At 71.8% G+C, this 26,703-nt stretch carries 27 protein-coding genes; 11 read left to right on the forward strand and 16 right to left on the reverse strand.

Annotated elements, in window-relative coordinates:
- Nucleotides 1–623: 623 nt before the first annotated feature.
- Nucleotides 624–1,781: an acyl-CoA dehydrogenase family protein gene (locus tag DCI01S_RS06815; RefSeq protein ID WP_061228518.1), complete on the reverse strand. Its 1,158-nt coding sequence runs from the start codon at nt 1,779–1,781 to the stop codon at nt 624–626.
- 109 nt (nt 1,782–1,890) lie between these two features.
- Here DCI01S_RS06815 and DCI01S_RS06820 point away from each other — a divergent pair, with 109 nt between their 5' ends.
- On the forward strand, nt 1,891–2,664 hold the full coding sequence (locus DCI01S_RS06820; RefSeq protein ID WP_082767677.1) for a PIG-L deacetylase family protein: 774 nt from the start codon (nt 1,891–1,893) through the stop codon (nt 2,662–2,664).
- Between the two features lie 10 nt (nt 2,665–2,674).
- Here DCI01S_RS06820 and DCI01S_RS06825 read toward each other — a convergent pair whose 3' ends face one another.
- The 3 genes from DCI01S_RS06825 to DCI01S_RS06835 are packed head-to-tail and all read right to left on the reverse strand — an operon-like array spanning nt 2,675 to nt 5,568.
- Entirely contained in the window at nt 2,675–3,421 is a 747-nt protein-coding gene (locus tag DCI01S_RS06825; RefSeq protein WP_082767678.1) for an APA family fibronectin-binding glycoprotein, read from the reverse strand.
- Nucleotides 3,418–4,107 (reverse strand): alpha-ketoglutarate-dependent dioxygenase AlkB family protein, encoded by a 690-nt coding sequence (locus DCI01S_RS06830; RefSeq protein WP_061228519.1) that lies wholly within the window; start codon nt 4,105–4,107, stop codon nt 3,418–3,420. Before DCI01S_RS06830 ends, DCI01S_RS06825 begins: the two co-directional genes overlap by 4 nt.
- A 36-nt stretch (nt 4,108–4,143) precedes the next feature.
- Entirely contained in the window at nt 4,144–5,568 is a 1,425-nt protein-coding gene (locus tag DCI01S_RS06835; RefSeq protein ID WP_061228520.1) for an MFS transporter, read from the reverse strand.
- Nucleotides 5,569–6,068: 500 nt separating this feature from the next.
- Between DCI01S_RS06835 and DCI01S_RS17165 the strand changes: the two genes are divergently transcribed.
- Nucleotides 6,069–6,263 (forward strand): hypothetical protein, encoded by a 195-nt coding sequence (locus DCI01S_RS17165; protein ID WP_129591165.1) that lies wholly within the window; start codon nt 6,069–6,071, stop codon nt 6,261–6,263.
- 102 nt (nt 6,264–6,365) lie between these two features.
- Here the strand turns inward: DCI01S_RS17165 and DCI01S_RS06840 are convergent, their stop codons facing one another.
- Nucleotides 6,366–7,250, reverse strand: a complete 885-nt coding sequence (locus DCI01S_RS06840; RefSeq protein ID WP_061228521.1) for an inositol monophosphatase family protein — start codon at nt 7,248–7,250, stop codon at nt 6,366–6,368.
- A 137-nt stretch (nt 7,251–7,387) separates the two neighbouring features.
- On the opposite strand from DCI01S_RS06840, the gene DCI01S_RS06845 reads away from it, so the two are divergent.
- From DCI01S_RS06845 to DCI01S_RS06865, 5 genes are all read left to right on the forward strand, one after another.
- Nucleotides 7,388–8,032, forward strand: a complete 645-nt coding sequence (locus tag DCI01S_RS06845) for an ABC transporter permease (RefSeq protein WP_061228522.1) — start codon at nt 7,388–7,390, stop codon at nt 8,030–8,032.
- Nucleotides 8,029–9,225 carry an ABC transporter ATP-binding protein gene (locus DCI01S_RS06850; RefSeq protein WP_061228523.1) on the forward strand — a complete coding sequence of 399 codons (1,197 nt, stop codon included), beginning with the start codon at nt 8,029–8,031 and terminating at the stop codon, nt 9,223–9,225. The genes DCI01S_RS06845 and DCI01S_RS06850 overlap by 4 nt, the downstream gene beginning before the upstream one ends.
- The gene (locus DCI01S_RS06855; RefSeq protein WP_061228524.1) at nt 9,222–9,974 is read left to right on the forward strand and encodes an ABC transporter permease; all 753 of its coding nucleotides are present in this window, start codon (nt 9,222–9,224) and stop codon (nt 9,972–9,974) included. Before DCI01S_RS06850 ends, DCI01S_RS06855 begins: the two co-directional genes overlap by 4 nt.
- Entirely contained in the window at nt 9,971–10,963 is a 993-nt protein-coding gene (locus tag DCI01S_RS06860) for a glycine betaine ABC transporter substrate-binding protein (protein ID WP_061228525.1), read from the forward strand. The genes DCI01S_RS06855 and DCI01S_RS06860 overlap by 4 nt, the downstream gene beginning before the upstream one ends.
- A 61-nt stretch (nt 10,964–11,024) precedes the next feature.
- Complete coding sequence (locus DCI01S_RS06865; RefSeq protein ID WP_244881670.1) at nt 11,025–11,909, forward strand: alpha/beta fold hydrolase; 885 nt, start codon at nt 11,025–11,027, stop codon at nt 11,907–11,909.
- A 12-nt stretch (nt 11,910–11,921) separates the two neighbouring features.
- Here DCI01S_RS06865 and DCI01S_RS06870 read toward each other — a convergent pair whose 3' ends face one another.
- The 3 genes from DCI01S_RS06870 to DCI01S_RS06880 form a co-directional block, all read right to left on the reverse strand.
- Complete coding sequence (locus tag DCI01S_RS06870; RefSeq protein WP_061228527.1) at nt 11,922–12,245, reverse strand: hypothetical protein; 324 nt, start codon at nt 12,243–12,245, stop codon at nt 11,922–11,924.
- Between the two features lie 9 nt (nt 12,246–12,254).
- A complete protein-coding gene (locus DCI01S_RS06875) occupies nt 12,255–12,671 on the reverse strand; it encodes an MmcQ/YjbR family DNA-binding protein (RefSeq protein WP_061228528.1) in 417 nt (138 codons plus the stop codon).
- A gap of 101 nt (nt 12,672–12,772) precedes the next feature.
- Nucleotides 12,773–13,201: a hypothetical protein gene (locus tag DCI01S_RS06880; protein WP_061228529.1), complete on the reverse strand. Its 429-nt coding sequence runs from the start codon at nt 13,199–13,201 to the stop codon at nt 12,773–12,775.
- Nucleotides 13,202–13,341: 140 nt separating this feature from the next.
- On the opposite strand from DCI01S_RS06880, the gene DCI01S_RS06885 reads away from it, so the two are divergent.
- Nucleotides 13,342–14,364, forward strand: coding sequence for a carbon-nitrogen hydrolase family protein (locus tag DCI01S_RS06885; protein ID WP_232303033.1), 1,023 nt, complete (start codon nt 13,342–13,344; stop codon nt 14,362–14,364).
- A gap of 36 nt (nt 14,365–14,400) precedes the next feature.
- Here DCI01S_RS06885 and DCI01S_RS06890 read toward each other — a convergent pair whose 3' ends face one another.
- Entirely contained in the window at nt 14,401–15,291 is an 891-nt protein-coding gene (locus DCI01S_RS06890) for a cation diffusion facilitator family transporter (RefSeq protein ID WP_061228530.1), read from the reverse strand.
- A gap of 68 nt (nt 15,292–15,359) precedes the next feature.
- Here DCI01S_RS06890 and DCI01S_RS06895 point away from each other — a divergent pair, with 68 nt between their 5' ends.
- From DCI01S_RS06895 to DCI01S_RS06905, 3 genes are all read left to right on the forward strand, one after another.
- The gene (locus DCI01S_RS06895) at nt 15,360–15,794 is read left to right on the forward strand and encodes an NfeD family protein (RefSeq protein WP_061228531.1); all 435 of its coding nucleotides are present in this window, start codon (nt 15,360–15,362) and stop codon (nt 15,792–15,794) included.
- Nucleotides 15,795–15,846: 52 nt separating this feature from the next.
- Nucleotides 15,847–17,208: an SPFH domain-containing protein gene (locus DCI01S_RS06900; RefSeq protein ID WP_061228532.1), complete on the forward strand. Its 1,362-nt coding sequence runs from the start codon at nt 15,847–15,849 to the stop codon at nt 17,206–17,208.
- Between the two features lie 70 nt (nt 17,209–17,278).
- Nucleotides 17,279–17,935 carry a TetR/AcrR family transcriptional regulator gene (locus DCI01S_RS06905; RefSeq protein WP_061228533.1) on the forward strand — a complete coding sequence of 219 codons (657 nt, stop codon included), beginning with the start codon at nt 17,279–17,281 and terminating at the stop codon, nt 17,933–17,935.
- 24 nt (nt 17,936–17,959) lie between these two features.
- On the opposite strand, the gene DCI01S_RS06910 is transcribed toward DCI01S_RS06905, so the two are convergent.
- Genes DCI01S_RS06910 through DCI01S_RS06940 form a run of 7 tightly spaced genes read right to left on the reverse strand, consistent with a single transcriptional unit; the run spans nt 17,960 to nt 26,642 of the window.
- Nucleotides 17,960–19,399, reverse strand: coding sequence for a TIGR01777 family oxidoreductase (locus DCI01S_RS06910; protein ID WP_061228534.1), 1,440 nt, complete (start codon nt 19,397–19,399; stop codon nt 17,960–17,962).
- A 35-nt stretch (nt 19,400–19,434) separates the two neighbouring features.
- On the reverse strand, nt 19,435–20,211 hold the full coding sequence (locus tag DCI01S_RS06915; RefSeq protein ID WP_082767679.1) for a lipocalin family protein: 777 nt from the start codon (nt 20,209–20,211) through the stop codon (nt 19,435–19,437).
- The gene (locus DCI01S_RS06920) at nt 20,208–22,427 is read right to left on the reverse strand and encodes an MMPL family transporter (protein ID WP_082767680.1); all 2,220 of its coding nucleotides are present in this window, start codon (nt 22,425–22,427) and stop codon (nt 20,208–20,210) included. The genes DCI01S_RS06915 and DCI01S_RS06920 overlap by 4 nt, the downstream gene beginning before the upstream one ends.
- Before the next feature lie 41 nt (nt 22,428–22,468).
- Entirely contained in the window at nt 22,469–23,278 is an 810-nt protein-coding gene (locus DCI01S_RS06925; protein WP_061228535.1) for an alpha/beta fold hydrolase, read from the reverse strand.
- A gap of 36 nt (nt 23,279–23,314) precedes the next feature.
- Nucleotides 23,315–24,025 carry a histidine phosphatase family protein gene (locus DCI01S_RS06930; RefSeq protein WP_061228536.1) on the reverse strand — a complete coding sequence of 237 codons (711 nt, stop codon included), beginning with the start codon at nt 24,023–24,025 and terminating at the stop codon, nt 23,315–23,317.
- Nucleotides 24,025–25,338, reverse strand: a complete 1,314-nt coding sequence (locus DCI01S_RS06935) for a phosphotransferase family protein (protein ID WP_061228537.1) — start codon at nt 25,336–25,338, stop codon at nt 24,025–24,027. The genes DCI01S_RS06930 and DCI01S_RS06935 overlap by 1 nt, the downstream gene beginning before the upstream one ends.
- Nucleotides 25,339–25,352: 14 nt before the next feature.
- Nucleotides 25,353–26,642, reverse strand: coding sequence for an acyl-CoA dehydrogenase family protein (locus DCI01S_RS06940; protein WP_061228538.1), 1,290 nt, complete (start codon nt 26,640–26,642; stop codon nt 25,353–25,355).
- Nucleotides 26,643–26,703: the final 61 nt, after the last annotated feature.

Below are 26,703 nucleotides of genomic sequence, written 5' to 3' on the forward strand. Positions count from 1 at the left end.
CCGGTTCTCCGCCGCCCACCCCTCCCGCGCCGCCACCGTCAACCCCGTCAACGCCGCCGGGGCGGATGAGTCGGCGGAACCGGACGAGCCAGCAGCGCCAGACGAGTGGGCAGAACCGGACGAGCCAGTGGAGCCGGCAGGGCCGGAACCGGACGCGGGGCCGCCAGCAGCGCGCTCGGGATCGCCGTCCATGCCCCACCCCCCCGTGGTCGCCTACGCGGCCATGCCGCGCCATATCTCGAATACGTGTTCTATTCTACGGTCACGCGTTCGACACCACAAGGGCTTCCCACGAGTCGACCGCCGAGTTCCGTATCGACGCACTCCCCACACGGCCCGCGCCAGCAGAGCGGCTCGTAACCGCCGTCGCGTCCCGCCCGGGCCCGTAGCGACGTTCGGCCCTGCGGCAGCAAACTCCCGGTACACGCACGATCGCGCGCACCCAAAGGCGCGCGCGACCGGTCAAGCGGTGCGGCGGACGCCGGTCACCGACGGCGGCCGCGGCACCGCGCCCACCCCGGGCAGCCGGCACCGCGCCCACCCCGGGCAGCCGGCACCGCGCCGACCCCGGGCAGTCGGCGCCGCGCAGCCCACGCGCCGCGCGGACCCCGCCCGCAGGAGGGCTACAGCGCCCGGCCGATGACCTCCTTCATGATCTCGTTCGTGCCGCCGTAGATCCGCATGACGCGGGCGGCGGCGAACTTCTGGGTGATGGGGTACTCCATCATGTAGCCGTAGCCGCCGAACAGTTGGAGGCAGCGGTCCACCACGTCGTCGAGCATGTCGGTGGCCTGCATCTTGGCCATGGAGGCGGTCACGGCGTCGAGTTCACCGGCGATCTCGCGCTGGATGCAGTAGTCGACGAACGTGCGGGTGGCCATCACCTGGGTCTTGCAGTGCGCCAGCTCGAAGCGGGTGTTCTGGAAATCCAGCACCGGCTTGCCGAACGCCTCCCGCTCGCGGGTGTACTCGAGCGTCTCCACGACGGCGGCCTCTGCCATCGCCAGCGCGTCGACCGCGATGGCCAGACGCTCGCGCGGCAGCTGGTTCATCAGCTGGTAGAAGCCCTGCCCCTCCTCGCCGCCGAGCAGGTTGGCGGCGGGCACGCGCATGTCGTTGAAGAACAACTCGGCGGTGTCGGCGCCGTGGCGGCCCATCTTCTCGAGCACGCGCCCCCGCTCGAAGCCGGGCGTCGACGCCTCGACCGCGAACAGGGCCATGCCCTTGTGGCCGGCGTCGAGGTCCGTCTTGGCCGCCACCACCACGAAGTCGGCGGAGCCGCCGTTGGAGATGAAGGTCTTGGAGCCGTTGATGATGTAGTCGTCGCCGTCGCGGCGGGCGGTGGTGCGCACGCCCTGCAGGTCGGAGCCGGCGCCGGGCTCGGTCATGGCGATCGCGGAGATCCACTCACCGGAGCAGATCCTGGGCAGCCACGCCTTCTTCTGCTCCTCGGTGGCGTAGTTGGCGACGTAGTGCGGGGTGATGGTGGAGCCGACGCCCATGCCGAAGGCGGTGTCGCCGGAGTAGACCAGTTCCTCGGTGACGAGGTACTCCATGCCGGGGTCGCCGCCTTGGCCGCCGTACTCCTCGGGCACGTCGAGGCAGATGAGGCCGGCCTCGCCGGTGCGCACCCAGGTCTCGCGGTCGACGTGCTTCTGCGCGGCCCACTTCTCCTGGTTGGGGGTCATCTCCTTGGCGAAGAACGCGCGGGCGTGTTCGCGCAGCAGCCGGTGGTCGTCGGTTTCCCACGCGGGGCGGTAGTCGGGGAAGAGTGCGGACACGAGAGGCCTCCGGGAGGGGACGACGACGACGAGGAACGCCTCCGAGCGTACGTCCGCCCGTTCCGGAAGAGGGCGCGCGCACGGTCGCGGGAGAGGTCATACTCGTGCCATGAGCGAATCCCCCGACCTGCCGGAGAAGACGGAACCGACCGGGACGACGCCCGGAGGTGGGGCCGCGGCTCTCCCCGAGCCGTTCCCCTCGGACTGGACCCGCTGCCTGGTCCTCGTCGCCCACCCGGATGATCCGGAGTACGGGATGTCCGCGGCCGTGGCGCGGTGGACCGCGGAGGGCCGCAGCGTCGTCTACGTGCTGGCATCGAGCGGCGAGGCGGGCATCGAGGGGATGTCGCCGGCGATCGCCGGGCCGATCCGCGAGGAGGAGCAGCGGCGGTCCTCGGCCGTGGTGGGGGTCGACGAGGTGGAGTTCCTGGGGTTCCCGGACAGCCGGATCGTCAACAACGCGGCGCTGCGTGACGCGATCGCGGACGCGATCCGCCGGCACCGGCCCGACATCGTGGTGTCCCTGTACTCGGGCCCCGAGTTCGGCCCCGGCATGCCCAACCAGAGCGACCACATGGAGTTCGGCGCGGCCGTGGGCGCGGCGTACGACGACCTCGTGGCTGCGGTCGGCGTGGACGCCGCGGAGGGGCGACCGCAGATGTGGTTCGAGTCCGCGCCCGGGCCCACCCACTACGTGGAGGTCACGGGCTTCGTCGAGCCGGCTGTGGAGGCGCTGGCGCAGCACTCCGAGTACCTCTCGGTCCTCGACCCGGCCACGCCCGTGCGGGAGCAGGCCCGTCGGCAGGTCGAGGCGGTGTGCGCGCCGATCGAGGGGATCGCCGGCGGGAACCCGGTGGTGGGTTTCCGGCGGATGCGGCCGTGACGGCCGGGCGTCAGGCAGGCGCGCCCGGCTGGCCGGCCGGCGTGTAGGCGGCCTCGGACAGCCGCAGGCGCTCGACGATCTCGTCCGCCCACTCCGCGGTCGGTGAGGGCACGGTGCCGTCGCCCGGGCGACCGACGTAGGTGAGCCAGTAGCGCTGCGCGCCCTGACCGACGACCGCCGAGTACACCAACGCCCCCTCCGGGCCGACCACGTCCTGCGGGGCCGAGGGGATGACCCGGAACGAGACCGACCAGCCGTCGCCGACTCGGGTCGACAGCTCCTCGACCCGCTCGTCGACCGCCTGCCCCGGGACCGGGAGGAGGATCGGGCCCATTCCGTTGGCCAGGGTGATCGCCGCCAGCCGGTTGTCGCTCTCGCGGGGGTCGAACAGGTCCTCGGTGAGCCCGCCCACCAGCACGACTCCGTCGGACTGGGCGGGTTCTGCCCGCTCGGGGCTCATCGCGGTGCTGCCGAAGAGCAGTTCGCCCGACTCCGCACGCCAGCCCTCGGGGACGCGGATCACCAGCCCGGCGAAGGGGTCGACGTGATCGGAGCCGGCGGCCACCTGGACCTTCGGACTCAGCTGCCGCGCGGACGGCGCGTGCGTCCGGTCCGAGATCACCCATGTCGCCACCGCCGCGATCAGCGCCACCACCAGGACCAGCGCGATCGCCAGCGCGGCCCGGGCCCGGCCCGCGAGAGGGGACGCGGAGGGCCCGGAGGAACGGCCGGATTCGGACCTCTCTGCGGAACTCATCCGCCCAGCGTAGGTGGCCGGGTCATCCGCAGCGTGATGTTGACCCGCCCCGGCTCGGCGCCCAGCACCTCACGGCACCACGACGGCGCCGTGGAGTCGAAGACCTTGGGCACGCCGTGGAACGCCATCCGCGACGGCCCGCCGAACACCACCAGATCGCCCGACTCCAGGCGGACGTCGGTGTACGGCCGGCCGCGGTGCTCGGGCGTGCCGAAGCGGAACGTGCACGCGTCTCCCAGGCTGAACGACACGACGGGCGCGGGGCTCGCCTCGTCGCGGTCCTGGTGCAGGCCCATCGTCGCGCCACGGCCGTAGAGGTTCACCAGAGCGGCGTCGGGGGTGCAGGGATCGCCGCCGTCGAGGACCGCGGAGCGCGGATCGACCGCCGCAGCCGAGGTCAGCGCGGTTCGCGCGGCCCGCACGAGCCAATCGGGGATCGGCGGGGTGGCGGCGTCGTCGTCGTCATATCTATACGGCGACCAGTGGCGCCCCAGACTGAACGTCCGCACCGACATCCGCCCGCCGCCGGGTAGGACGATCGAGCGCGGCGCCGCCACGGCCGCCCAGTCCGCGCACGCCCGGAGGAGATACTCCTGCTGCTCGCGGCTCATCCAGTCCGGCACGTGCACCGCGCCCGGGCCGAGGAGCGACGGCTCGCGGTGGACGCCGAACAGTGGCTCAGTCATCGGAGAAGAACTCAATCATTGAAGATGAACTCAGTATCACCTGGTCGTGTTCTCCTCCCCCGGCTTCTGCGCGGTGATCGGCGCGGCGATGTCCTCGAGGGACTTCCCCTCCGCGTCGACGCCGAGGAAGATCTCGGCGATTCCGCCGATCGCCATGATGCCCGCCGCGAGGAGGAAGCCCAGGCCGACCAGTCCGCGGTCGCCGCTCTCGATGAAGTTACCGAACAGCAGCGGGCCAATTATGCCGCCGACGCCCGTGCCGATCGCGTAGAAGAAGGCGATCGCCAGCGCGCGGGTCTCCATCGGGAAGATCTCGCTGACGGTGAGGTAGGCGGCCGACGCGCCCGCCGTGGCGATGAAGAACGTCAGTGACAGCAGCACGACGAAGCCCCACAATCCACCCGTCTCATTGAGGAATACGAAGTACAGCGGCACCGTCACCAGCGCCGACCCGAGGTACGTGCCGGCGATCATCTTCTTACGTCCGACCTTGTCGAACAGCGGGCCCAGAGTGAGCGCGCCGAGGAAGTTGACGATCGCGAACAGGGCCAGTAGCAGCGGCGCCGAGCCCGCGTCGATGCCGTAGTAGTTCTGGTAGAGCGTGCCGAGGTTGAAGGTGATCCCGTTGTAGAGAAACGCCTGACCGATGAACAACGCGAGGCACAGGATCGCCCGCCTGGGATACTTCCCGAAGGCGGTCCTCGCGATCTCGCGGAAGGGGATCGAGGCCCTCTGGTGGATGGTGATCCGCTCGTCGCGGCCGACCTTCTCCAGCGGTTCGTCGGTCTCCTTCCGGATCTGCTTCTCGATCCTCTCGACGATCTCCTCGGCCTCGTCCTCCCGGCCGTGGATGAACAGCCACCTCGGACTCTCCGGGACATGCCGGCGGACGAAGATGATCACCACGCCCAGCAGCGCGCCCACGCCGAGCGCGAACCGCCAGCCCAGGTTCTCGGCGAACATCGCCGTGTTGAGGAAGAACAGCGAGTAGAACGAGCCGAACGTCGCGCCCAGCCAGTAGGTGCCGTTGATGAGGATGTCCACGCGACCGCGGTAGTGGGCGGGGATCAGCTCGTCGACCGCGGAGTTGATCGCCGCGTACTCACCGCCGATGCCGGCGCCCGTGAAGAACCTGCAGATGAAGAACATCCACGGCTCCACCGCGAAGGCCGTGGCGAACGTGGCGACGCAGTACACCACCAGGGTGAGCATGAACAGCTTCTTGCGGCCCCACTTGTCGGTCAGTCGGCCGAAGAACAGTGCACCCAGACAGGCACCGAAGATGTAGATCGACGCTGCGAGACCGATCTGGCCCTCCGTGATCGGCAGGCCACTGCCGGGCTCCACCAGGCGCGCGGCCAGTGAGCCGATGAGGGTGACCTCGAGGCCGTCGAGGATCCACACGGTCCCGAGGCCCACGATGATCTTCCAGTGGATCCCCGCCCAGGGAAGGCGGTCCATCCGGGCGGGTACGGCCGTCTTGATGGTGCTGAGCCGGCGCTTACGCCTGCGTGTGCCCGACCCTGACCCGGTGTCGGGGGACGCATCACCCCGGGGATGTCGCTCCATGACTAGGTTCTAGCCAACTGTGACCGGGGTCGCATCCGATCCGGGCGTCGGCGCGGCGGGAAGTCCGTGCGCTCTCCTCTACCTCCGGCACGCACTCCGGCACGGTCCCGTCGGCGTCACCGACCCGGTAGACGGTGTCGTCGCATTCCTGCCCCCCGGACGCCCCGGAGCCCGACGCCGGGGTCGTGCTGCTCCACGAGCGGTTCGGCTTCACCACGTTTTCGACCCCACCGGGCGGGGCGACGGCCCACCGGCGTGGTGGATGCGAGCGGCCGCAGAGACCAACCTGCGGCGTTAACCCCCCTGACATGGGCAAGAACTTATGTTTGGTAGATTCTTAACGTCCCCAAAGAAACCGAGCCGAACTTCGGACGAAACAAGGAGAATCCTCAATGGGAAATCAAGGACTCGCGGCACTCAGCCTTATGCCCACCCTGTCCCTCACCGCGTTGATCCCCACGGCCGTCGGCCTGGTCACCTCGACCTCGTTCTGGGGCGCCGTCGCGCACAGCATGGGGATGCTTCCCCAGGAAGCCTTCATCCAGGCGGAGCAGCTGGGCATCACGCTGCCTCCCATGCCTCGCTGATTCAGGGGACTCTTAAGTAGTGCCTTCCGCGCCCCTCGACGTTTCTCGTCGGGGGGCGCGTCTGCGTCGTCGTGCCCTACCGGAGGGGCAGCTCCTCCCCTCTCACCGCTCCGGCTGCAGCACCGCCCAGGCCTGTTCGGCCAGCTCGGGCGTCGCCGCCGCCACCACGGTCCCGCCCTCGAGCGGCTGCCGGCCGTCCGGGCCGGTGATCACGCCGCCCGCGGCCTCGATGATCGGGATCAGCGCCACGATGTCGTAGGACTTCAGGTCGGCCTCCACGACCAGATCGACGCGCCCCGCGGCGAGCATGCAGTAGGCGTAGCAGTCCCCGCCGAAGCGCTGGAGGCGGACGCGGCGGCCGAGGTCGTCGTAGCGGCTGCGCACCTCGCCGTCGTCCCCGAACATCGACGGGTGCGTGGTGTACATGATCGCCTCGGAAAGCTCCGTGCAGCCCGATACGCGCAGGTCGATGGCCTCCGGTCCGTTGGTGCGGCGCCGCACGGTGGCGCGCCCGTGGACGGCGGAGAACGTCTCGCCCAACACCGGCTGGTCCATCCAGCCCGCGACGGCGCGGCCGCCCTCCACCACGCCGACCAGGGTCCCCCACCCCGTCATCCCGGTGAGGAACGCCTTGGTCCCGTCGATCGGATCCAGGTACCACGTACGGGCGGCGTCGGCGGGACCGGTGAGGCCGTTCTCCTCCCCCACCACCCGGTCGCCCGGGGACATCGACGAGATCCCCGCGCGCAGGAGCTCCTCGATCGCACGGTCGGCCTCGGTCACGGGATCGTAGCGGTGCCCGTTTCCGCCGACGGCCGCGCCGTTCGAGTCCGTGGCGCCCTTGTCTGTGGCGCCCTTGTCCGTGGCGGCCAGCGCCGCGAGGTCACCGTAGAAGTGCCGGCGGGCGATGCGGCCGCTCGCGGCGAGGAGCTCGTCGAGGTGCTCCGTCAGGTCGGGATCCAGGGGACGGGTGGGCCGTGGCGTCATGTCTACATGGTGCACGACCGCACCGCGCCGCCACAGCCGATCCGGGAGTCGGATATCCCGACTCCGCCCTCTACAGGTGCGGACGGGGCTAACGTGGTCGCACCCGTACCGCGCCGACCCGACAGAGCCGAGATGCGATGACCGCCCTGATGGACTTCCTCTCCACGCGCCGCCTCCAGCTGGCCACGGACTCATGGCAGCACGTCAGCGCCACGGTGCAGGCGGTGCTGCTGGCGACGCTGCTGTCGGTGGCGATCGGCGTGGCCGTCTACCGCAGCCGGTCCGGGTCGGCGGTCGCCACCGGCCTCGCCGCCACGGCGCTCACGGTGCCGTCGTTCGCGCTGCTCGGCCTGCTCATCCCGGTGCTGGGTCTGGGCGTGCTGCCCACCATGACCGCGCTGGTCATCTATGCCGTGTTGCCGATCCTGCGCAACACGATCGTCGGCCTGGACGCCGTGCCCGCCGCGACCGTCGACGCCGCGCGCGGGGTGGGTATGAGCCGGATCGGGGTGCTCGCCCGCGTCGAACTACCGCTGGCGTGGCCGTCCATCCTCGCCGGGATCCGGATCTCCACGCAGATGTCGATGGGCATCCTCGCGATCGCCGCGTACGTCAAAGGTCCGGGGCTGGGCAACCTCATCTTCGCGGCGCTGTCGCGGGTCGGCACGCCCACCGCGCTGCCCATGGCGCTGACCGCGACGGTGCTCATCGTCGTCCTCGCGCTCGTCCTCGACGCGCTCCTCGTCCTGCTCGGACGCCTGACCATCAAGGGGAACCAGTGACCAGTACCGGATCGACCACCACCGAGTCCGTCTCCGGCGTCCCGATCGTCCTGGACGACGTCACCAAGATCTACCCCGGCCAGGAGCGGCCGGCGGTGGACAACGTCTCGCTCGAGCTGCCCGCCGGCCGGACCACGGTGTTCGTGGGGCCGTCGGGCTGCGGCAAGACCACCACCATGCGGATGATCAACCGCCTCATCGAGCCGACCTCCGGCACCATCACGATCGACGGTCAGGACAACCGCGGCCTCGACGCCGACACCCTGCGCCGCTCCATCGGCTACGCCATCCAGGCGTCGGGGCTGTTCCCCCACATGACGGTCGCGCAGAACGTCGGCACGGTTCCGCGCCTGCTCAAGTGGAAGAAGCCGCGGATCCGGGCGCGGGTGGACGAAATGCTCGAACTGGTGGGACTGGACCCGTCGGACTATCGCGACCGCTACCCCGCGCAGCTGTCGGGCGGGCAGCAGCAGCGCGTCGGCGTCGCGCGGGCGCTCGCCGCGGATCCGCCGGTGCTGCTCATGGACGAGCCGTTCGGGGCGGTCGACCCCATCACGCGGGCGTCGCTGCAGGACGAGTTGGTGCGGCTGCAGGACGAGCTGCGCAAGACCATCGTGTTCGTCACCCACGACTTCAACGAGGCGGTGAAGCTGGGAGACAGGATCGCGGTGCTCGGCCCCGGGTCGTCGGTGCTGCAGTTCGACACCCCGGAGGCCGTCCTCACCAACCCGGCGGACGACACGGTGAGCGGGTTCATCGGTGACGACGCCGCGCTCAAGACCCTCACCCTCCGGCGCGTGGGTGACGTGGACCTGGGAGAGGCGACGACGGCGAGGGCCTCGGACGACCCGGCCGAGTTCGCCACCCGGTTGCGCGGGTCCGGCGACGAGTGGGCGGTCGTGCTCGACGACGCGGGCCGGCCCCTGCGGTGGGTGCGCGGCGACACGGTGGCCCGGATGCCCGATCTGCGGTCGGGCGGACTGCCGGTGGTCGGGTCCGTGACGGTGGACTCGTCCCTCCAGGAGGCGCTCGACGGGCTGCTGTCCACGGCGAGCGCCACCACGGTGGTCGTGGACCGCGACGGGGTGTACCGCGGCACCATCGGCATCGACGACCTGGTCGCCGAGCTGCGGCGCATCAACCACCGGCACAACGACGAGGGCCGGGTCCCCGGCCAGAGCGGTCGGGCATGAGCGCGCCCGCTGCCGTGGCCCGCGGCGGGTCGGCGAGGTTGTGGGTGCAGCCGCTGGTCATCGTGGCCGCGGCGGTCGGGGTGCTGTGGTGGGCGTTCTCCCGCGAGCTCGACGAGACGCAGCGGGCCTCGCTCAACGCGGCGTCCCTCACCCAGCGGACGCTCGAGCACGTGCAGATCACGGTGACGGTGGTGGGGATCGTCGTGGCGGTGGGTGTTCCCCTGGGGATCCTGCTCACCCGCCGGCGGACGCGGTTCCTCGCTCCGGTGGCGGTGGGGTTCGCCAACATCGGGCAGGCTGCGCCGGCGATCGGGCTGATCGTGCTGCTGTTCCTGGCGACCAACCGGACGGGCTTCTGGATCGGGGTGCTGCCGGTGGCGGTCTACTCGCTGCTTCCGGTGCTGCGGAACACCATCGTGGGGATCCGCAACGTCGACCCGGCGCTCATCGACGCCGCGCGCGGTCAGGGGATGACGAGCGCCCGCGTCCTGCGGTCGGTCGAGCTGCCGCTGGCGGTGCCGTTCATCCTCGCGGGGCTGCGCACCACGCTCGTGCTGGCGGTGGGCACGGCCACGCTGAGTTTCCTGGTGGACGCCGGCGGGCTGGGCATCTTCATCGACACCGGGTACCGCCTGCAGGACTACACGACGCTGGCCGTGGGCTCGGTGCTCGCGGTGTGCCTGGCACTGTTCGTCGACTGGCTCGGCGGGGTCGGCGAGCTCCTGTTCAACCCGAAGGGGCTGCGATGACCAGCACGAGAACCTCGCCCGTCAGACGCCTCGCCGCCGCCCTGCTCACCACCGTGCTGCTCGCGACCGGCTGCGGCCTCAACAACGGCGGGTCCGTGCCCCTGAGCGTGGGACCGGGGCCCGGGGGCACGGTCCCCGAGCTCGAGGGCGTGCGCATCACGGTGGGCGGAAAGGACTTCACCGAGGGCGTCATCGCCAGCTATCTCGTGGAGTTCCTCCTCGCGGCGGCCGGCATGGAGGTGTCTGACATGTCGTCGCTGGCCGGGTCCAACAGCTTCCGGCAGGCGCTGGTGACCGGGCAGGTCGACATCGGCATGGAGTACACGGGCACCGCGTGGATGAGCTACCTAGGCAATTCCGAGCCGATCCGCGATCCGCAGGGGCAGTGGGAAGCGGTGCGCGACGCCGACCTGGCCGAGCACGACCTGCGCTGGATGCCACCCACGACCGTCGACAACACGTATTCGTTCGCCATGAACCGGGCGACCGCCGAGGAGACCGGGGTGCGGACGTTCTCCGACTACGCCGAGCTCGTCCGCACCGACCCCCAATCGGCCGTCACGTGCATGGAGACCGAGTTCTCGGTGCGCCGCGACGGCTGGCCTGGGCTCGCCGAGGCCTATGGGTTCGACGCGGCGGCGGTGCCCACGCCGATCATGCAACCCGGGATCATCTACCAGGCCACCTCGGTCGGCCGGGAGTGCCGCTTCGGCGAGGTCTACACCACCGACGGCCGGATCAAGGGCCTCGACCTGGTGGTCCTGCAGGACGATCAGCGCTTCTTCCCCGTCTACAACCTCGCGACCGTCGTCCGCGGCGAGGTGCTGGACGCGTACCCGCAGATCGAGGACGTCCTCGCGCCGCTGGTGGACCTGCTCACGAACGAGGTGATGGTGGAGATGAACATGCGGGTCGACGTGGACGGCGAGGATCCCGCGCTGGTCGCCCGGGACTTCCTCGAGCAGGAGGGACTGGTGTCCGTCGACTGACGCGGATGCGCCCGCCCGGCCGGTGCCCCACCATCAGGGGACCATACCCAGGAGGATGCCCGTGCCCAGGAGGCCGATCGGATCACTGCCGCGGGCGGCCGCGCGTGCCCCGCGGATGGTGCCCGACCTGTCGCGGCTGCCACCGGGACGGATCGTCTCGCTCTCCGACGGCGTCACCACCCGCGTTCACGACACGGGCGAGGAGCACCTCACGCCGGTGATCCTGCTGCACGGCATGGCGGCCACGGGGATGCTCAACTGGTACCAGACGTTCGAGCGGCTCCGCGGAGAGCACCGCCTCATCACGTTCGATCAGCGCTGGCACGGCCACGGCTTCCACGGCGAGTTCACGTTCGAGGCACTCGCCGACGACGTGCTGCGGGTCGCCGACCACCTCCAGTTGCCCGCGCCGGTGCTGGGTGGGTACTCGATGGGCGGGATCGTGTCCCAGCTGGCAGCGCGCCGCGACCCGTCGCGCCTGGGCGGGCTGGTGCTGGCCGCGACCGGCACCGGGGCTCGGCGCAACGCTCTCGAGCGGATGTCGCTCAGTGGGTTGACGCGGTCCGCCCCGTTGCTCAACGCCGTGCCGGAGGAGGTCGGCGAGGCCGTGGAGGAGGAGGTCGACGACGAGGCCCTCAGACCGCACGCGTGGGCGCTGCGCGAGCTGTCCTCGGTGTCGTTCGCGACGCACCGCAACGTCATCGCGCAGGTCGCGGGATTCAACTCGACGTCGTGGCTGAACGAGCTCACGCTGCCGGTGGCCGTCGTCAAGACCACTCGGGACCTGGCGTTCCCGCAGTGGGTGCAGGACGAGATGGCCGACCTGCTGCCCCACAGCGCGGTGTTCCCGGTCCACGCCGGGCACGCCGTATGCGCCACGCATCCCGGGGAGTTCGCCCGACGGATGCGCACGGCGATCGGCTGGGTCGTCTCCAACCAGCGCTGATCGCGCCGGCCACTACAGCGCCGAGTAGCGCACCGCCGTCACCACGAACACGACCAGCGCGACGGCTCCCAGGACGACCCCGGCCAGGCCGCGGCGCTGGTCGGCTTCCTGGTTGGTCAGCCACCCGGTCGGCCACCGCGCGAGCAGCCCGAAGGACACCGCCATGAGCGCGGCGAGGAACGCGATGATGTTGAGCAGCGGCACCCAGGACAGCGCAAGCGAACCGACCCCCAGTACGAGGGCGCGGGTGCCCAGGTCCATCCCGCCGGACGAGCGCGTGCCGCCGGACGGGCGCCGGCGCGGCGAGGCGGCGTCGGAGCGGGGGCGCAGCGGCATACCGCCAGCCTAACCGCGGGAGCGTCGCTGGTCGTCGAGGCGAGCGACCCGCCGGACCCCGGCGGTCTGCCGGTACGAGGACTCGACGAGCTCGGCCACCTCGTCCCAGTCGGGTTCCCCGCCGCCTCCGTCCAGCGGCAGCGCCAGCCAGCCGGCGGGGCCGTAGTACGCCGGGACGTGGAACCGCGCGTCCTGCTCCAGGGCGGTGCGCTCCTCCGGATCCGGCAGGAACAGCAGCGCCCGCGCCAGCAGGGGGTCGGAGTGATCGCCCTTGATCGAGCCGCCGAACACCGCGAACACCTTGGTCGTGAACCAGTTGGGGCGTCCGTGCGAGATCTTCTCCGCGGCGTCGGGCAACGCGAGGCACACCTGCCGCAGCCGCGCCAGCAGCGGGTCCGCGGCGTCGAACATGATCGGGTGGCCCACACCGCCGAGGATACGACCGCCGGCGGCCCGGGCCGGGGCGAACGGCGCACAGACCCCGCCGGGCCGGCCGCGCCCGACCCGCGCTCGGCCTCCGAACTGTCTCAGCCCATGAACTGTCCCGAGACGAACCCCGCGAGCAGCACTGCGAACCCGCCGATCTCTCCGAGGATGAGCGCCCCCATTCCGAGGTGCAGCGCGGCCGAGGGCCGCTCGAACTGGTTGGTCGTGTCCTTCAGCGCGCCGTGGAGGATGTAGCTGCCGATCGCCACGAGGAAGAAGAACACCAGCACGCCGGCGGCGGTGAGGTTGACCCAGGTCGGCCAGCCGCTCAGTTCGACGAACACGGCGATGAGCAGAGTCGCGAACGAGTACAGCAACGACGCCCGGTGCGCGATGTCCACGTACGGGTGTGCGACGTGGCCGGGGCTCGTGGCCATCTGGCGGTACTTCCACACGCCGAGGAACAGCGCCAGCAGAAAGACGAGGCCCGCCGCGAGGAGGGTGAGCAGGGTGTCGATGCCGAGTTCCATGGGTCCTTCCGAAGAGCACTTGACAATGCGCGGGGATTTGTATGATGACGACCATAGGGCAGGTCGCTGACCTGCGCGCTCGTTCGCGGTCGGTCCGCGTTCACGCTCGATCCATGTTCGTGCTCACTACAGGAGGTCCGATGTCGGGTCAGGTGGTCCGCGCCGCGGCCGTGCAGCTGGAGGGCGTGCCGGGTCGCGTCGACCTCACGCTCGGCCGGCTGGAAACGATGATCGTCGAGGCCGCCGAGCGGGGCGCGCGCCTCATCGCGGTGCCCGAGTTCTGTACATCGCCGCTGCCGATGCGGGCGGAGGTCCACGACGCGGTCCTGCCGCGCGAGAACGTGGCGGTGGACATGTTCCGTCGCCTCGCCGCGCGCTACCACCTCACCGTCGGTGGGTCGATGGTGGTGGCCGACGACGACGAGGTCTACAACCGCTACCACCTGGTCGAACCCGACGGGACCGTGCACACGCACGACAAGGACCTGCCGACGATGTGGGAGAACTGCTTCTACACCGGCGGCGACTTCTACCGCGACGGCAGTGACGACGGCGCGTTCGAGACAGCACTGGGCGGCGTGGGGGTGGCGAGCTGTTGGGAACTCATCCGCACCGGAACCGTGAGCAGACTCCGGGGACGCGTCGGTGTCGCCGTCACCGGCACGCACTGGTGGACGGTTCCGCGGAACTGGGGCAGGCTCACCGACCGCGCACTGGGCCCGCTCGCGGAGTACAACCGCCGCCTCTCGGAAGGCGCACCGACGGAGTTCGCCCGCCGCCTCGGCGCACCGGTCCTACAGGCCTCGCACTGCGGGTCGTTCCGCACCGATTTCCTCCTCGCTCCCGGGACGACCGTGTCCGTGCCGTACGAGACGGAGTACGTCGGCGCCACGCAGATCGTCGACGCCTCCGGCACGGTGCTCGCCTCCCGGCGGGCCGACGAGGGCCCCGACATCGTCTACGCGGACGTCACTCTCGGGACCCGAGAGCCCGTCCTGCCGCTCGAGGAGCGGTTCTGGATCCCCGAGTTACCACTTCTCCTGCGCGGTTACTGGCACCAGCAGAACGTCGTGGGCCGGAGCTACTACCGGCGTCGCGGCCGCGCGGCGGGCCTGCAGGCGGCGGGGTTGCGGGCAGCGGAGCCGCGGGAGACGGCGGGGTAGCGCCGGACGGCCGACGGGCGGGCCACGCGACGCGCTCTACAGGTGCACGTCGTTGTAGGCCCGCTCGTCCTCGATCGGCTCGAGGTGGGTGGTGATGTGCGAGTTGGGCAGGGCGGCGTGGATCTCCTGCTCCACGGTCTCCACCAGGTCGTGCCCGCGCTCGACGGTCCACCGGCCCGGCACGAGCGCGTGGAACTCGACGAAGCGCCATTTGCCCGACTCGCGGGTCCGAAGCTCGTGGAAGTCGACGCGGCCGGGCTCGCGGTGCCGCTCGAGCACCTCCTCGATCAGCCGGTTGTCCTCGTCGGGCAGGGTCGCGTCCATCAGGCCCATGCCCGACTCGTGCACCAGTCGGTAGCCGATGAACAGGATGTTCAGGCCCACGCCGATCGCCACGATCGGGTCGAGGACCTGCCAGCCGGTCGCCCACGCCAGCGCGACGCCCACCACCACGCCGACGGAGGTGATGACGTCCGTGATCAGGTGCTTGCCGTCCGCCCTCAGGGTCGGTGACCGGTGGCGGATGCCCGCCCGCACCAACACGAGACCGACGACCCCGTTGAGGAGCGCGGCGACCACCGAGATCGCCAGGCCGACGCCGAGCGCCTCCAGCGGGGCCGGGTTGATCAGCCGCTCCACGCTCACGACCAGGATGAACGCCGCGGCCACGAAGATCATCGCGCCCTCGACACCCGCCGAGAAGTACTCCGCCTTGGAGTGCCCGTACTGGTGGTCGTCGTCGGCCGGTCGCTCCGAGACGCTGATCGCCCCCAGCGCGATCGCCGCCGCCACCAGGTTGACCACGGACTCGGCGGCGTCGGACAGGAGACCGACCGAACCGGTGACCCACCACGCCCCGACCTTGAGCGCGATGGTGACGATCGCGGTGGCCACCGAGAGCCAGGCGAACTTCTTCAGAGTCGACACGTTCCCAGAGCGTAGTCGCGTGCCGAGAGTCCACCTGCCGACCGCCCGTTGTCGGTAGGGTCGGGGTCATGCACGTGGGATTCGCCTGGCTCGGGGCAGCGGTTCTTCTCGCCGCCGGAGAGGCGGCGGGCGGAGAGCTGTTCATGCTCATGCTCGCCGGAGGCGCCCTCGGCGGTTCGGCCGCCGCCTTCCTCGGCGCACCGGTGTGGGGTCAGGCGCTGGCGTTCGCGCTCGTCTCGCTCATCCTCGTCGTCGGCGTCCGCCCGCTTGTCCGTCGGCGCCTGCTCAGCGCGCTGCCGGAGCACGACACCAACACGGCCGCCTTCACCGGTCGCGGCGGCACGGTCGTCGAGGCGGTCGGGCCGTCCGGCGGCCTGGTCGAGATCGCCGGGGACACCTGGACGGCACGACCGCTCATCGAGGGCGAGACGTTCGAGGCCGGCGACAAGGTCCTGGTGCACGAGATCGAGGGGGCCACGGCGATCGTCGTGCGCGGCCTATGAGTTCGCGGCCTCCCAGCAGTAGCCGATACGCACGACTCAACCGGAGGTACCCATGGGTGGCTTGATCTTCCTCGCCGTCATCGTCGTCCTGATCGTCTCGGTGGTGGTGAGCTCGGTCAAGCTCATCCCCCAGGCCGAGGCCGCGGTCATCGAGCGGCTCGGCCGCTACCAGCGCACCGTGAGTGGTCAGCTCACGCTCATCATCCCGTTCATCGACCGCGTGCGCGCAAAGGTCGACCTGCGTGAGCGGGTCGTGACGTTCCCGCCGCAGTCGATGATCACCGAGGACAACCTCACGCTGAGCATCGACACCGTCGTCTACTTCCAGGTCACCGACCCCAAGTCGGCGGTCTACGAGATCAACAACTACATCGTCGCCGTCGAGCAGCTCGCGACCACCACCCTGCGCAACGTCGTGGGCGGCCTGACGCTGGAGCAGACGCTCACCAGCCGCGACATGATCAACAAGCAGCTCCGCGGCGTGCTGGACTCGGAGACCGGCCGGTGGGGACTGCGCGTCGCCCGGGTCGAGCTGCGCTCGATCGATCCGCCGCCCTCCATCCAGGACTCGATGGAGAAGCAGATGCGCGCGGACCGCGAGAAGCGCGCCACCATCCTCACCGCCGAGGGACAGCGCGAGGCCGCCATCACCACCGCGCAGGGCGCCAAGCAGGCCGCGATCCTCGACGCCGAGGGCAACAAGCAGGCCGCGATCCTCGCGGCCGAGGCGGACCGGCAGTCGCGCATGCTGCGCGCGCAGGGTGAGCGGGCCGCCCGCTACCTGGTGGCCGAGGGGCAGGCCGCCGCGATCGCGCGGGTCAACGCCGCCGTCAAGGCCTCCAAGCCGACGCCGGAGATGCTGGCCTACCAGTACGTGCAGAACCTGCCCGAGATGGCCAAGGGCGACGCGGCCACCATGTGGATGATCCCGTCTCAGTTCGGCGACTCCCTGGAGACCTTCGCCAAGGCCGTCGCCAAGAAGGACGACGACGGGGTCTTCCGCTACGAGCCGTCGGACGTCGACACCGACGCGGATCTGCCCTCGGCCCCCGACGAGTGGTTCGACACCCGGACCGATCCGGAGATCGCCCGCTCCGTGGCCGCCGCGGAGGCCGCCGCCAAGGGCGCCACCTCCGTGATGGACGAGGAGCCGCGACGGGACAAGCCCAGGCCCGGCGTGTTCGACATGGTGCCGGAGTCCGAGGGCGGCGCCGCCCCCGACGCCCCGTCGAGCCGGGAGACCCAGGCGATCGACGGCCCGCGGGGCGCCGCGCCCGGTCAGCCCGGCTTCGACCAGAGCGGGCAGGGCGCCCAGGGCTACGACCCGGCCTATCAGCCGGATCCCGACCAGCGGTGGGGCCAGGGCCAGCAGGGCGGCTATCCCGTCGACGGCGGCGATCAGCCTCCGCGATAGCACAACCCCGGCGGGCCCCCGACACCCCGTTACGGGCAGCCGCCGCGGCCTCACGTCCTAACATGAGGGCGTGACTCGTGACAGTGGCCGCGGTGGTGTCCGGACGCCGGAGGCGGAACCGGACGCCGAGGACGTCCGTCTGATCGAGACGGCGTCCGCGGTGTTCGCCGAACGCGGGATCAAAGGGACCAGCACCGACGACATCGCGCGGGCCGCCGGCGTCACGCGGGTGACGCTCTACCGTCGGCTGGGGCCACGGGACGACATCCTGCGGGCGATCTACGCGCACGAGGCGCAGCGGCTCATGATGACCGTCAACGCGCGGTACACGCCGTTCGAATCCCTCGAATGGGACCCGGTCCGGCACGTCGAGGACCTGCTCGTGGGCACCGTCTTCGACATCCGCCAGAACGAGTTGCTGCGTCGGATGATCGAGAGCGACAAGGTCGAGGCCATGGCGATGCTCGCCGGTCAGTCGGATTCGGTGCTCGAGACGATCATCGAGATGCTCGCGCAGTTCGTGCGCAGCACGTGGAACGCCGACGTCCACACGCGCCACATGGAGCCCGACGAGGCCGAGCAGCTCTCGCTCGAGGTCGCCTCCGTGGTCGGCCGCTTCCTGCACTCGCTCGTGGTGATGCCGGACGGCCCGCCCGTCGTGGACTCCGAGGAGCAGATCCGGGCGCTGGCGCGCCGGGTGCTCGTGCCCATGATCCTGCAGCGCTGACGCTACAGCGCGGTCGGCACCTCGCTACAGCGCGGCCGGGACCTCCTCCGCGCCCAGTTCGTGCGCGAACGCCGCGCGCAGCGTGCGATGCCGGAAGTGGTGACCGGCGTCCGTGAGCGTCCGCGGCAGGATCCGCTGATCGGCCAGGGCCAGTTCGTCGGCCCCGCGCTCACCGAGCAGGACGGCCGGCGCCCACCCCGGGACGGGGACGAGAGTGGGGCGGCGCAGGACCGAACCCAGGACGCGGGTGAACTCGGCGTTCGTCACCGGCTCGGGGGCCGTGCCGTTGACCGCCCCCGACATCGTGGGGTCGACGATCGCGCGCAGGTAGATGTCGGTGAGGTCGTCCAACGAGATCCACGACATCCACTGTCGGCCGGAGCCGATACGGCCACCGAGCCCCGCGCGCGTCAGGGCCGCCAGCGGAGGCAGCATCCCGCCGGCCCCGGACAGGGCGATGCCGGTGCGGACGGAGACGACCCGGGCACCGGCCTCGCGGGCGGGGTCGCAGTCGCGTTCCCAGTCGACCACGATGTCGGCGACCGGCCCGGTCCCCGGCGCGGAGTCCTCGGTCAGCTGCTCGTCACCGCGGTCGGGGCCGTAGTAGCCGATGGCCGAGGCACAGACCATGGCGGTGGCCCCGTTGCGGGCGGCGACGAGCTCGGCGAGGCGACGCGTGGGGCCGACGCGGCTGTCGCAGACCCGTGCGACGTGACGATCGGTGAACCGGCCCGCGATGGGTGCGCCCGCCAGGTGGACCAGCACGTCCACGCCGTCGAGCAGATCCGGGGCGGGGGCCTCCGGATCCCAGCTCCGCTCCGACCCGCCACCGCGTCCGTCCCGGGCGACGCCGCCCTCGTCGTCGTTGTCGTCGTCGTTGTCGCCGTCGTTCTCGCCGACCGGTCCGCGCACCAGGCGGATGACGCGGTGGCCGGCCACGCCGAGCAGGGCCGTCAGGGCCGTGCCCACCAGTCCGGAGGCACCGGTCACGGCGACCGTCACCGGCGCGCCGCGGTGGCGGTCGATCGCGGCCAGGTCGGCGGCCATCTGCCGGTACCGGTAGGCGAACACGGGGGCGAGGGCCCCGCCGGGGACGCGGGCCTCGACCCGGTCGCCGAGGAGCGCTTCACCGTCCGGAGCGGCGGTGACGGTGTGCGTGTGGACCCAGCCGGTCGCGGCGGCGTAGGGCTGCGACACGCAGCGGTCGACGAAGCGCTCCCCCTCCACGTAGCCGGCGGGATCGTGCCGGGCGTGCCACCGGGGACCGAAGCGCCTGCCCAGCGGGCCGGGCAGGGCCGTGCGCGGCTCGAGCACCGCGAGGCCGTCCCGCAGGGACGCCGCCTCCCGGACCGGACGCAGCGGCATGAACGGCGGGGACAGTCGGCGGAACGCACCCGGGGAGGCGAAGTAGCGCCACGCCTCCCCGGGCGTCGCGGCGACCGTGCAGGTCAGGTCGATGCTCATCGGTCACTCATCCGTGTCGATGTGGGTCGTCTGCGTCAGGGCAGGAGGCACAGCGGGGAGGCGTCGCCCCGCCCACCGGCCATCGGGACGGTGAGGAACGCGCAGGACCACCAGCCGCGGTCCTCGATGACGTCGCGCACCGTGGCCCACTGCCCGGCGTCGAGCGCGGGCTCGCGGCTGAGGACGAAGCCCGACGAGCGGGTGGGATCGCCGACGATCGCCAGCGAGTAGTCGTCGGCGAGGTAGGTGATCCGGTAGTTGACGGGTCCGGCCTCGTCCTGGAACGGGACCATCGGGAAGTTCACCCGCAGGGAGGCGTTCGTGTCCGTGTCGCGGACCTTCGCCTCGCCCTCGATCACCGAGTCCGAGCTGATCGCCGAGCCGCAGCTGTTGCGGACCGAGACCGTGCCGGGCGCGGTGACCGCGTACTCGGCGCGGGTGTCGTTGGTGCACTGCAGGGTGTACGGCTGCGGGATCGCGGCGACCTGGAACCACTCCCCCGCGTAGCGCTCGAGGTCGACCGACTCGACCTGCGAGAGCTCGGGGCCGCCGAGGGATCCGAGGGCCACGCCGTCGGGCAGCAGCTGCGAGGACCCGCCGCCGAGGCGGCCGCCGTCGGTGAGGTCCTGCGCGCCCGCCGCCGGGGCGGCGCCGAGGCCCGCCGCGAGCAGCGGGGCCACGGCCAGCGCGGTCACGAGCCCACGGAGGCGGGAGGAGGGGCGGGAGACGCGGCGGGAGGCGGGGCGCCGGGTGCGGTCGGCCGGGGCGTGGGCGCCGGCGGCGGGGGCGTGGGTGCGGGCGGTGGTGCTCATGCGCGGATCTCCTCTGTGTGGCGGGGGGTGTCGGAGTCGGGGCCGGCCGGGTCGGGGCCGGTGGTTCCGGTGCCGTCGGCGGTGTGGTCGGCGCCGGCGACGCGGCGGTGCCCGCCGCGCGGATCGCCCGGCCACCAGACCTTGTCCCCGACGAGGGTGAACAGCGCCGGGACGACCAGGGTGCGGACGATGAAGGTGTCGAGCAGCACGCCGAGGGCGACGATCACGCCGACCTGGGTGAGCACGATGAGCGGCAGGACGCCGAGCACCACGAACACCGAGGCGAGCACGATGCCGGCCGAGGTGATGACCCCGCCGGTGAGGGCGACGGCGCGGACCATCGCCTCGCGGGTGGCGTGGGTGCCGGCCTCCTCGCGGGCCCGGATGGTGAGGAAGATCGAGTAGTCCACGCCGAGGGCCACGAGGAACAGGAAGCTGTACAGCGGCACCGCGACGTCGAGGCCCGGGAAGCTCAGGATCTGGGTGGTGACGAACGTGCCGAGCCCGAGCGCGGCGACGGACGACAGCGCGGTCGCGGTGAGGACCAGCAGCGGCGCGACGAACGACCGCAGGACCAGGATGAGGACCAGGAACACCACGAGCAGGATGAGCGGCGCGATGAGGGTCAGGTCGCGAATGTTGCCCTCGGAGGTGTCGACGGCCTCGGCCACCGACCCGCCGACGAGTGCGTCCGAGCCCGACACCGTGTCGACCGCCTCGCGCAGGGCGACCACGCTGTCCTCGGACCGGTCGGTGGCGGGGGCGGCGTCGAGCACGACGGTGACGCGGCTCCACCCGGTTCCCGATTCCCCGGCGGGTCGGGCGGAGACGACGCCCTCGACGCCCCGGGCGGCCTCCGCGACCCCGGCCTCGGTCCCGGTGCGGGTGAGGACGGTGACCGGGTCGGTGACACCGGCCGGGAAGTGCTCGGCCGCGGTCTCCAGACCGGCGGCGGACTCGGACGCGGTGCGGAACTGCTCGGTCTGGCTCAGGCCGACGCGGGTGCCGACCAGGCCCAGCGCGAGGACCGCCAGCAGCAGAACGCAGGACACCAGCACCGTGACCGGGCGCTTCACGACGCGTGCGGCGATGCGGCCCCAGACCCCGGGGGGCACCTCCTCGTCGAAGCCCTCGGGCGTGGCGGGCTCCGAACCCGCCTCGTGGCGACCGTGGTGCCGGCCCGGGCGCGGGATGAACGGCCAGAACAGGCCGCGGCCGCACACCGCGAGGGCGGCGGGCAGCGCGACGAGCGCGTAGACCAGCGCGACGAGAAGGCCGACCGCCGCGGACAGGCCGAGCGAGCGGTAGTTGGGCAGGGTCGCCAGCAGCAGGGTGAGCAGGGCGAGGACGACCGTGATGTTGCTGGCGAGGACGGCCGGGACCGCGCCGCGGTAGGCGTCGCGGAGTGCGGTGCGGCGGTCCCGGGTCCTGCGCAGTTCCTCGCGGTAGCGGGAGACCAGCAGCAGGGCGTAATTGGTGCCCGCGCCGAAGACGAGGACGGAGACGATGCCGGAGGTCGAGGCGTCGACGGTGACGCCCGCGGCCTCGCCGACCGACGAGACGAGCAGAGCCGCGACCCGGTCGGCGACGCCGATGATGAGCAGCGGAACCAGCCACAGGACCGGCGAGCGGTAGGTGATGATGAGCAGCACCGCGACGACCAGAGCGGTGGCGGCCAGGAGCCGGAAGTCGGCGCCCTCGAACGCGGCGGCCGTGTCCGCGGCGAACGCGGGGCCGCCGGTGAGCTGCGCGCTCAGACCGTCGTCGAGCCCCGCGACGACGACGGAGCGCATCTCCGCGACGAGCTCACGCCCCTCGCCGCCGGAGATGAGCGACGCGTCGACGGGCACGAGCACCAGAGCGGCGGCCCCGTCGTCCGACGGGATCGGACCCTGCGGCGGGGTCCCCACGACCTCGGACATGCGCTCACCGGCGCCGACCGCGGCGGCGATGCCCTGCGGGCCGAGCTCCGCGCCGTCCTCGCGGGTCACCACGAGGACCGCGGGCACCGAGCCGGAGTCGGGGAACTCCCGCTGGATCTCGGAGACGAGCGCGGCCTCGGAGTCGTCGGGCAGGGTCCGCGGCGCCTCGGACGAGCTCTCCGACGAGGCGAACGCGAACACCGCCCCGCTCACCAGCAGAACCGCCACCAGCGTCACCCAGGCGGAGACCCGACCGGTGACGACGCCCACCCACCCTCCCGCCGACCCTGACATCTCCGCGGCAGAGCGCCCCGCTCGCATCGATTCCCCTGTCTTCACACGCCGTATTCGGAGAGGAACGCCTCGAGGATGGCGGTGACCTCGTCGGGGCGTTCCAGGGTGGGCGAATGCCCGGCCCCGGGTATCTCGCGGTACCGCGAGTCCGCGATCAGCTCGACCAGCCGGCGGGACTTCTCCGGCGGCGTGGCCGCGTCCTCGGCGCCCACCACGACCAGCGTGGGCGCGATGATCCGGATCGCCTCGTCCTCGCACGGGTCCCGATCGGCGACCGACTCGATCGCCTTGACGAGTCCGGCCCGGTCGGTGCGCTCGAGCATCGCCATCCACTCGTCGACCCAGGGCGCGTCGAGGTTGGCGTCGGCGAGCATGATCGGCGCTACCCGCAACCGGACGGGGCGGATGCCGGCGACGCGGTACACCGCCGACAGGGTCCGGTACTTGCGGCGGTTGGCCGGTTCCTCGGCGGTGGCGGCGGTGTCCATGAGGGTGAGGGTGTGCACGGTCTCGGGATTGCGGGCGGCCAACCGGATGCCCACGAAGCCGCCCATGGACAGCCCCACGAAGTTGACCACCGGGATCTGCAGGTGCCGCAGCAGCTCGGCGACGTCCACCGTGAGGGTGTCCATGTCATACCCGCCGAGGGCGCGCGGCGAGTTGCCCTGCCCGCGGAAGTCGATCGTCACGCAGCGGTAGCGGTCCCGCAGGCGGGCGATCTGGGGGTGGAACATCCAGCCGGAGAACAGCAGACCGTGGGCGAACAACACCACGGGGGCGTCCTCACGACCGGCGGGCGCGCCGGTGTCGGTGTAAGCGATCGTCGTGTGACCGCGTCGGAACGTGGGCATCGGGCGTCTCTCCTGAGGTCGTGTCCCGCTGCGCGCTCACCGGAGGGTGATCAGGCGACGCGGGTCATCCGGTCCGGCCGCCCGTTCGAGGTGCTGGTGCTCGTTGACCGCGATGCAGGTCATTCCGCCCCGACCCACCACGACACGGGCCGTGCCGGTGTTCACCGTCACACGCTGCAGTCGGGTCCACAACCCGACGACGCCCTCCGGGTCGGCCAGCAGGGTCGCCACGGCCAGTGAGATGGTTCCGGCCGACGACACGACGAGGGTCGTCCTTCCGCTGCCGGAGCGGGCGGCGGCGTCGGCGAGGGCGGCCTCGGCGTCGGCGCGGTACCGGGCGAACGCCTCGAGCCCCGACCAGTGACCCAACGCCGCGTCGAGCTCCCGCTGGAAGGCCTGCTTGGCCTCGTCGGAGGAGCCCGCCGAGTCGAGGGTCCCGTGCTCGGCGGACAGGCCGGCCACGCGCGCGGCCTCCAGGACGGCGTCGGCGTCGTACTCCGCCCACCGCTCGTCGACCTCGACGGGGCAGTCGACGGCGCCGTGTGCGCGCAGGCCCTCGAGCAGGCCCTCCGCGGTCTCGCGCTGGCGCCGCATGCCGCCGTGCACGACCACGTCGGGCCGCAGGCCGCGGGCGGCCATGTCCTCGCCGGCCAGGCGCGCCTGCAGGTGCCCGGTCTCGGACAGCCGGTCGTAGTCGCCGCTGCCGAACGACGCCTGCCCGTGGCGGACGAGGTGGATGGCGCCCATCAGCGCTCACCCCCCGCGCCGCGGACCAGACCGCCGATGACGGGGAGTCCGCCGAGGACGCCGGTGACCCTGCCGCGGGCGTCGTGGACGCCGCCGGCGAGAAGCGGCAGCGCCACCCGGGGCACGCCGAGCAACTCCGGGATCACATCCTTCGGTGAGATCCGCGTGGGTGACAGGCGTCCGTCGCCGGTGCGGATGAGGCGCAGGCAGCGCTGCTCGAGGAACGCCACCCCGGGGCGGAACGCGCGGAAGGCCGGGTTGGTGGTCTGCCCGTGGTAGTAGCGGTGGTTGATCTGCTGGGCGATCACCGCGAGCCGGAACAGGCCGAACACCTCGTAGAAGCGCCACTGCTCGTCGGTGATGTCCAGGCCGGCGCGGCGCGCGTAGCGCTCGACGACCTGCCGCCGGGTGAGCATCCCCGGCGCGTTCGTGGGCTGGCGACGGAAGGCCTTGAACAGCGGGCCGTCGTCATCCTGGACCCAGTACGCCAGCGCGCCGCCCAGGTCCATGAGCGGGTCGCCCACGGTGGCCATCTCCCAGTCCAGGACCCCGATCACCCGGGTGACGTCGTCGGGGTCCAGGACGAGATTGTCGAACCGGAAGTCGTTGTGGACGAGGCAGTGGCCGACGTCCTCGGGCTGGTTCGCGTGCAGCCACTTCATGACCGGCGCGAAGTCCGGGACGTCCGGGGTGCGGGCGCGGCGGTAGCGGGCGGACCAGCCCTCAACCTGGCGGCGCACGTATCCCTCGCCGCGGTCGAGGTCCTCCAGTCCGGCGGCGGCGACGTCCACCGCGTGCAGGTCCACCAGCGCGTCCACGGCCGACTCGCTCAGGCGCCGGGTCGTGACCCGGTCGAGGCGCAGGTCGCGGGGCAGGTTCTTGCGCAGGATGGTGCCCGCCATGCGTTCCATGACGTAGAAGTCCGAGCCGATGACCGAGTGGTCGTCGCAGAACCCGACCATGCGCGTGACCAGCGGGTAGACCGGCCGCAGCGCCGACTGGACGCGGTACTCGCGCCTCATGTCGTGCGCGCCCCGGGCCTTGGTCCCCGCCGGCGGTCGCCGCAGGACCAGGTCCGCGCCGGGGTAGCGCAGCAGGTAGGTGAGGTTCGACGCGCCACCGGTGTACTGGCGGACCTCCGGGAGGACCGGCTCGTCGTCGTCGCCCAGGTCCACGCCGGCGAGCACGTCCGGGTCGTCGGGGGTGATCGACCGCAACCACGCGGCGACGGCCTCCACGTCGAAGGCGTCCTCGGCGCGCACCGCGCCGGTGCCGGGGACGCGGCGGCGCAGGGCGGCGTCGTCGTCGGGCATACCGTCCCGCGGGCTCACCGGTCGGACCCGGCGTCGGCGGTGGTCCGGGCCGCGGCGGCGTCACGGTAGGGGGCGAGCATGGCGCGGGCGACGACGGCGAGGTGGACCTCGTCCGGGCCGTCGGCCAGTCGCAGCGACCGCGCGGTGGCGTACGCCCCGGCCAGCGGGAAGTCGTCGCTCATCCCGCCGCCGCCGTGCAGCTGCAGCGACATGTCGATGACCTCCTGCGCCATCTTCGGGACCGCGGCCTTGATCGCGCTGACCTCGACCGCCGCCTGCCCCTCGGCGTCGAGCTTCCAGGCGGCGTGCTGGACGAGCAGGCGGGCCTGGTCGATCGCGATGCGGGCCCCCGCCAGGCGCTCGCGGTTGCCGCCGAGGTTGACGATCGGCTTGCCGAACGCCACCCGCTCGGAGGCGCGGCGGCACGCCAGATCCAGCGCCATCTCGGCCAGCCCGATGAGCCGCATGCAGTGGTGGATGCGGCCCGGGCCCAGGCGGCCCTGCGCGATCTCCGCGGCCCGGCCGGGGCCGGCGATGATGTTCGACACCGGCAGCCGCACACCGGTGAGCGTCACCTCGCCGTGGCCGAGCGGCTCGTCGTGGACGCCCTGCGCGGTGAGCATCCGCTCCACCGTCACGCCGGGGGCGTCCATGGGCACGAGCACCATCGAGTGCCGCAGGTAGCGGTGCGCGTCCGGGTCGGACACGCCCATGAAGATGCCCACCTCGCAGTCGGGATGACCGACGCCCGTGGACCACCACTTGCGACCGTCGAGCACCACCTCGTCCCCCTCTATCCGCGCGGTGGCGGCCATGTTCGAGGCGTCGGAGGAGGCCACTGCGGGCTCGGTCATGAGGAACGCGCTGCGGATCTCCCCGGCCAGAAGCGGGTCCAGCCAGCGGTCCTTCTGCTCCTGCGAACCGTACTTGAGCAGGACCTCCATGTTCCCCGTGTCCGGGGCGTTGCAGTTGAACACCAGCGGGGCCAGGAACGAGCTGCCCATCTCCTCCGCGACCGGGGCGTAGTCCGTGTTGGTCAGGCCCGTGCCGCCGCGGGTGCCGTAGCGCTCCGCGTAGGGACGCTCGTGGCCGGCCGGCAGGAAGAGGTTCCACAGCCCCTGCTCGCGCGCGAGCGCCTGCAACTCCCCGACCCGGGGGTCCACCGCCCACGGGTCCCGCCCGGACAGACGGCGCCGGGCGATGTCGGCGTGGATGTCCGGTTCGACCGGGGCGATGTGGGCGTCGATGAACTCGCGGACCGCGGCGGTGAGCTCGGCGGCGCGCGGCGACGGGGAGAAGTCCATATGTGCATCGTGGCACACCGCTCCCACCCGGGCCCGGCGCTCGAGACCACCACGTCCCCGG

It is taken from the genome of Dietzia cinnamea NBRC 102147, assembly GCF_001571065.1.
GTDB classification, from domain to species: Bacteria; Actinomycetota; Actinomycetes; order Mycobacteriales; family Mycobacteriaceae; genus Dietzia; species Dietzia cinnamea.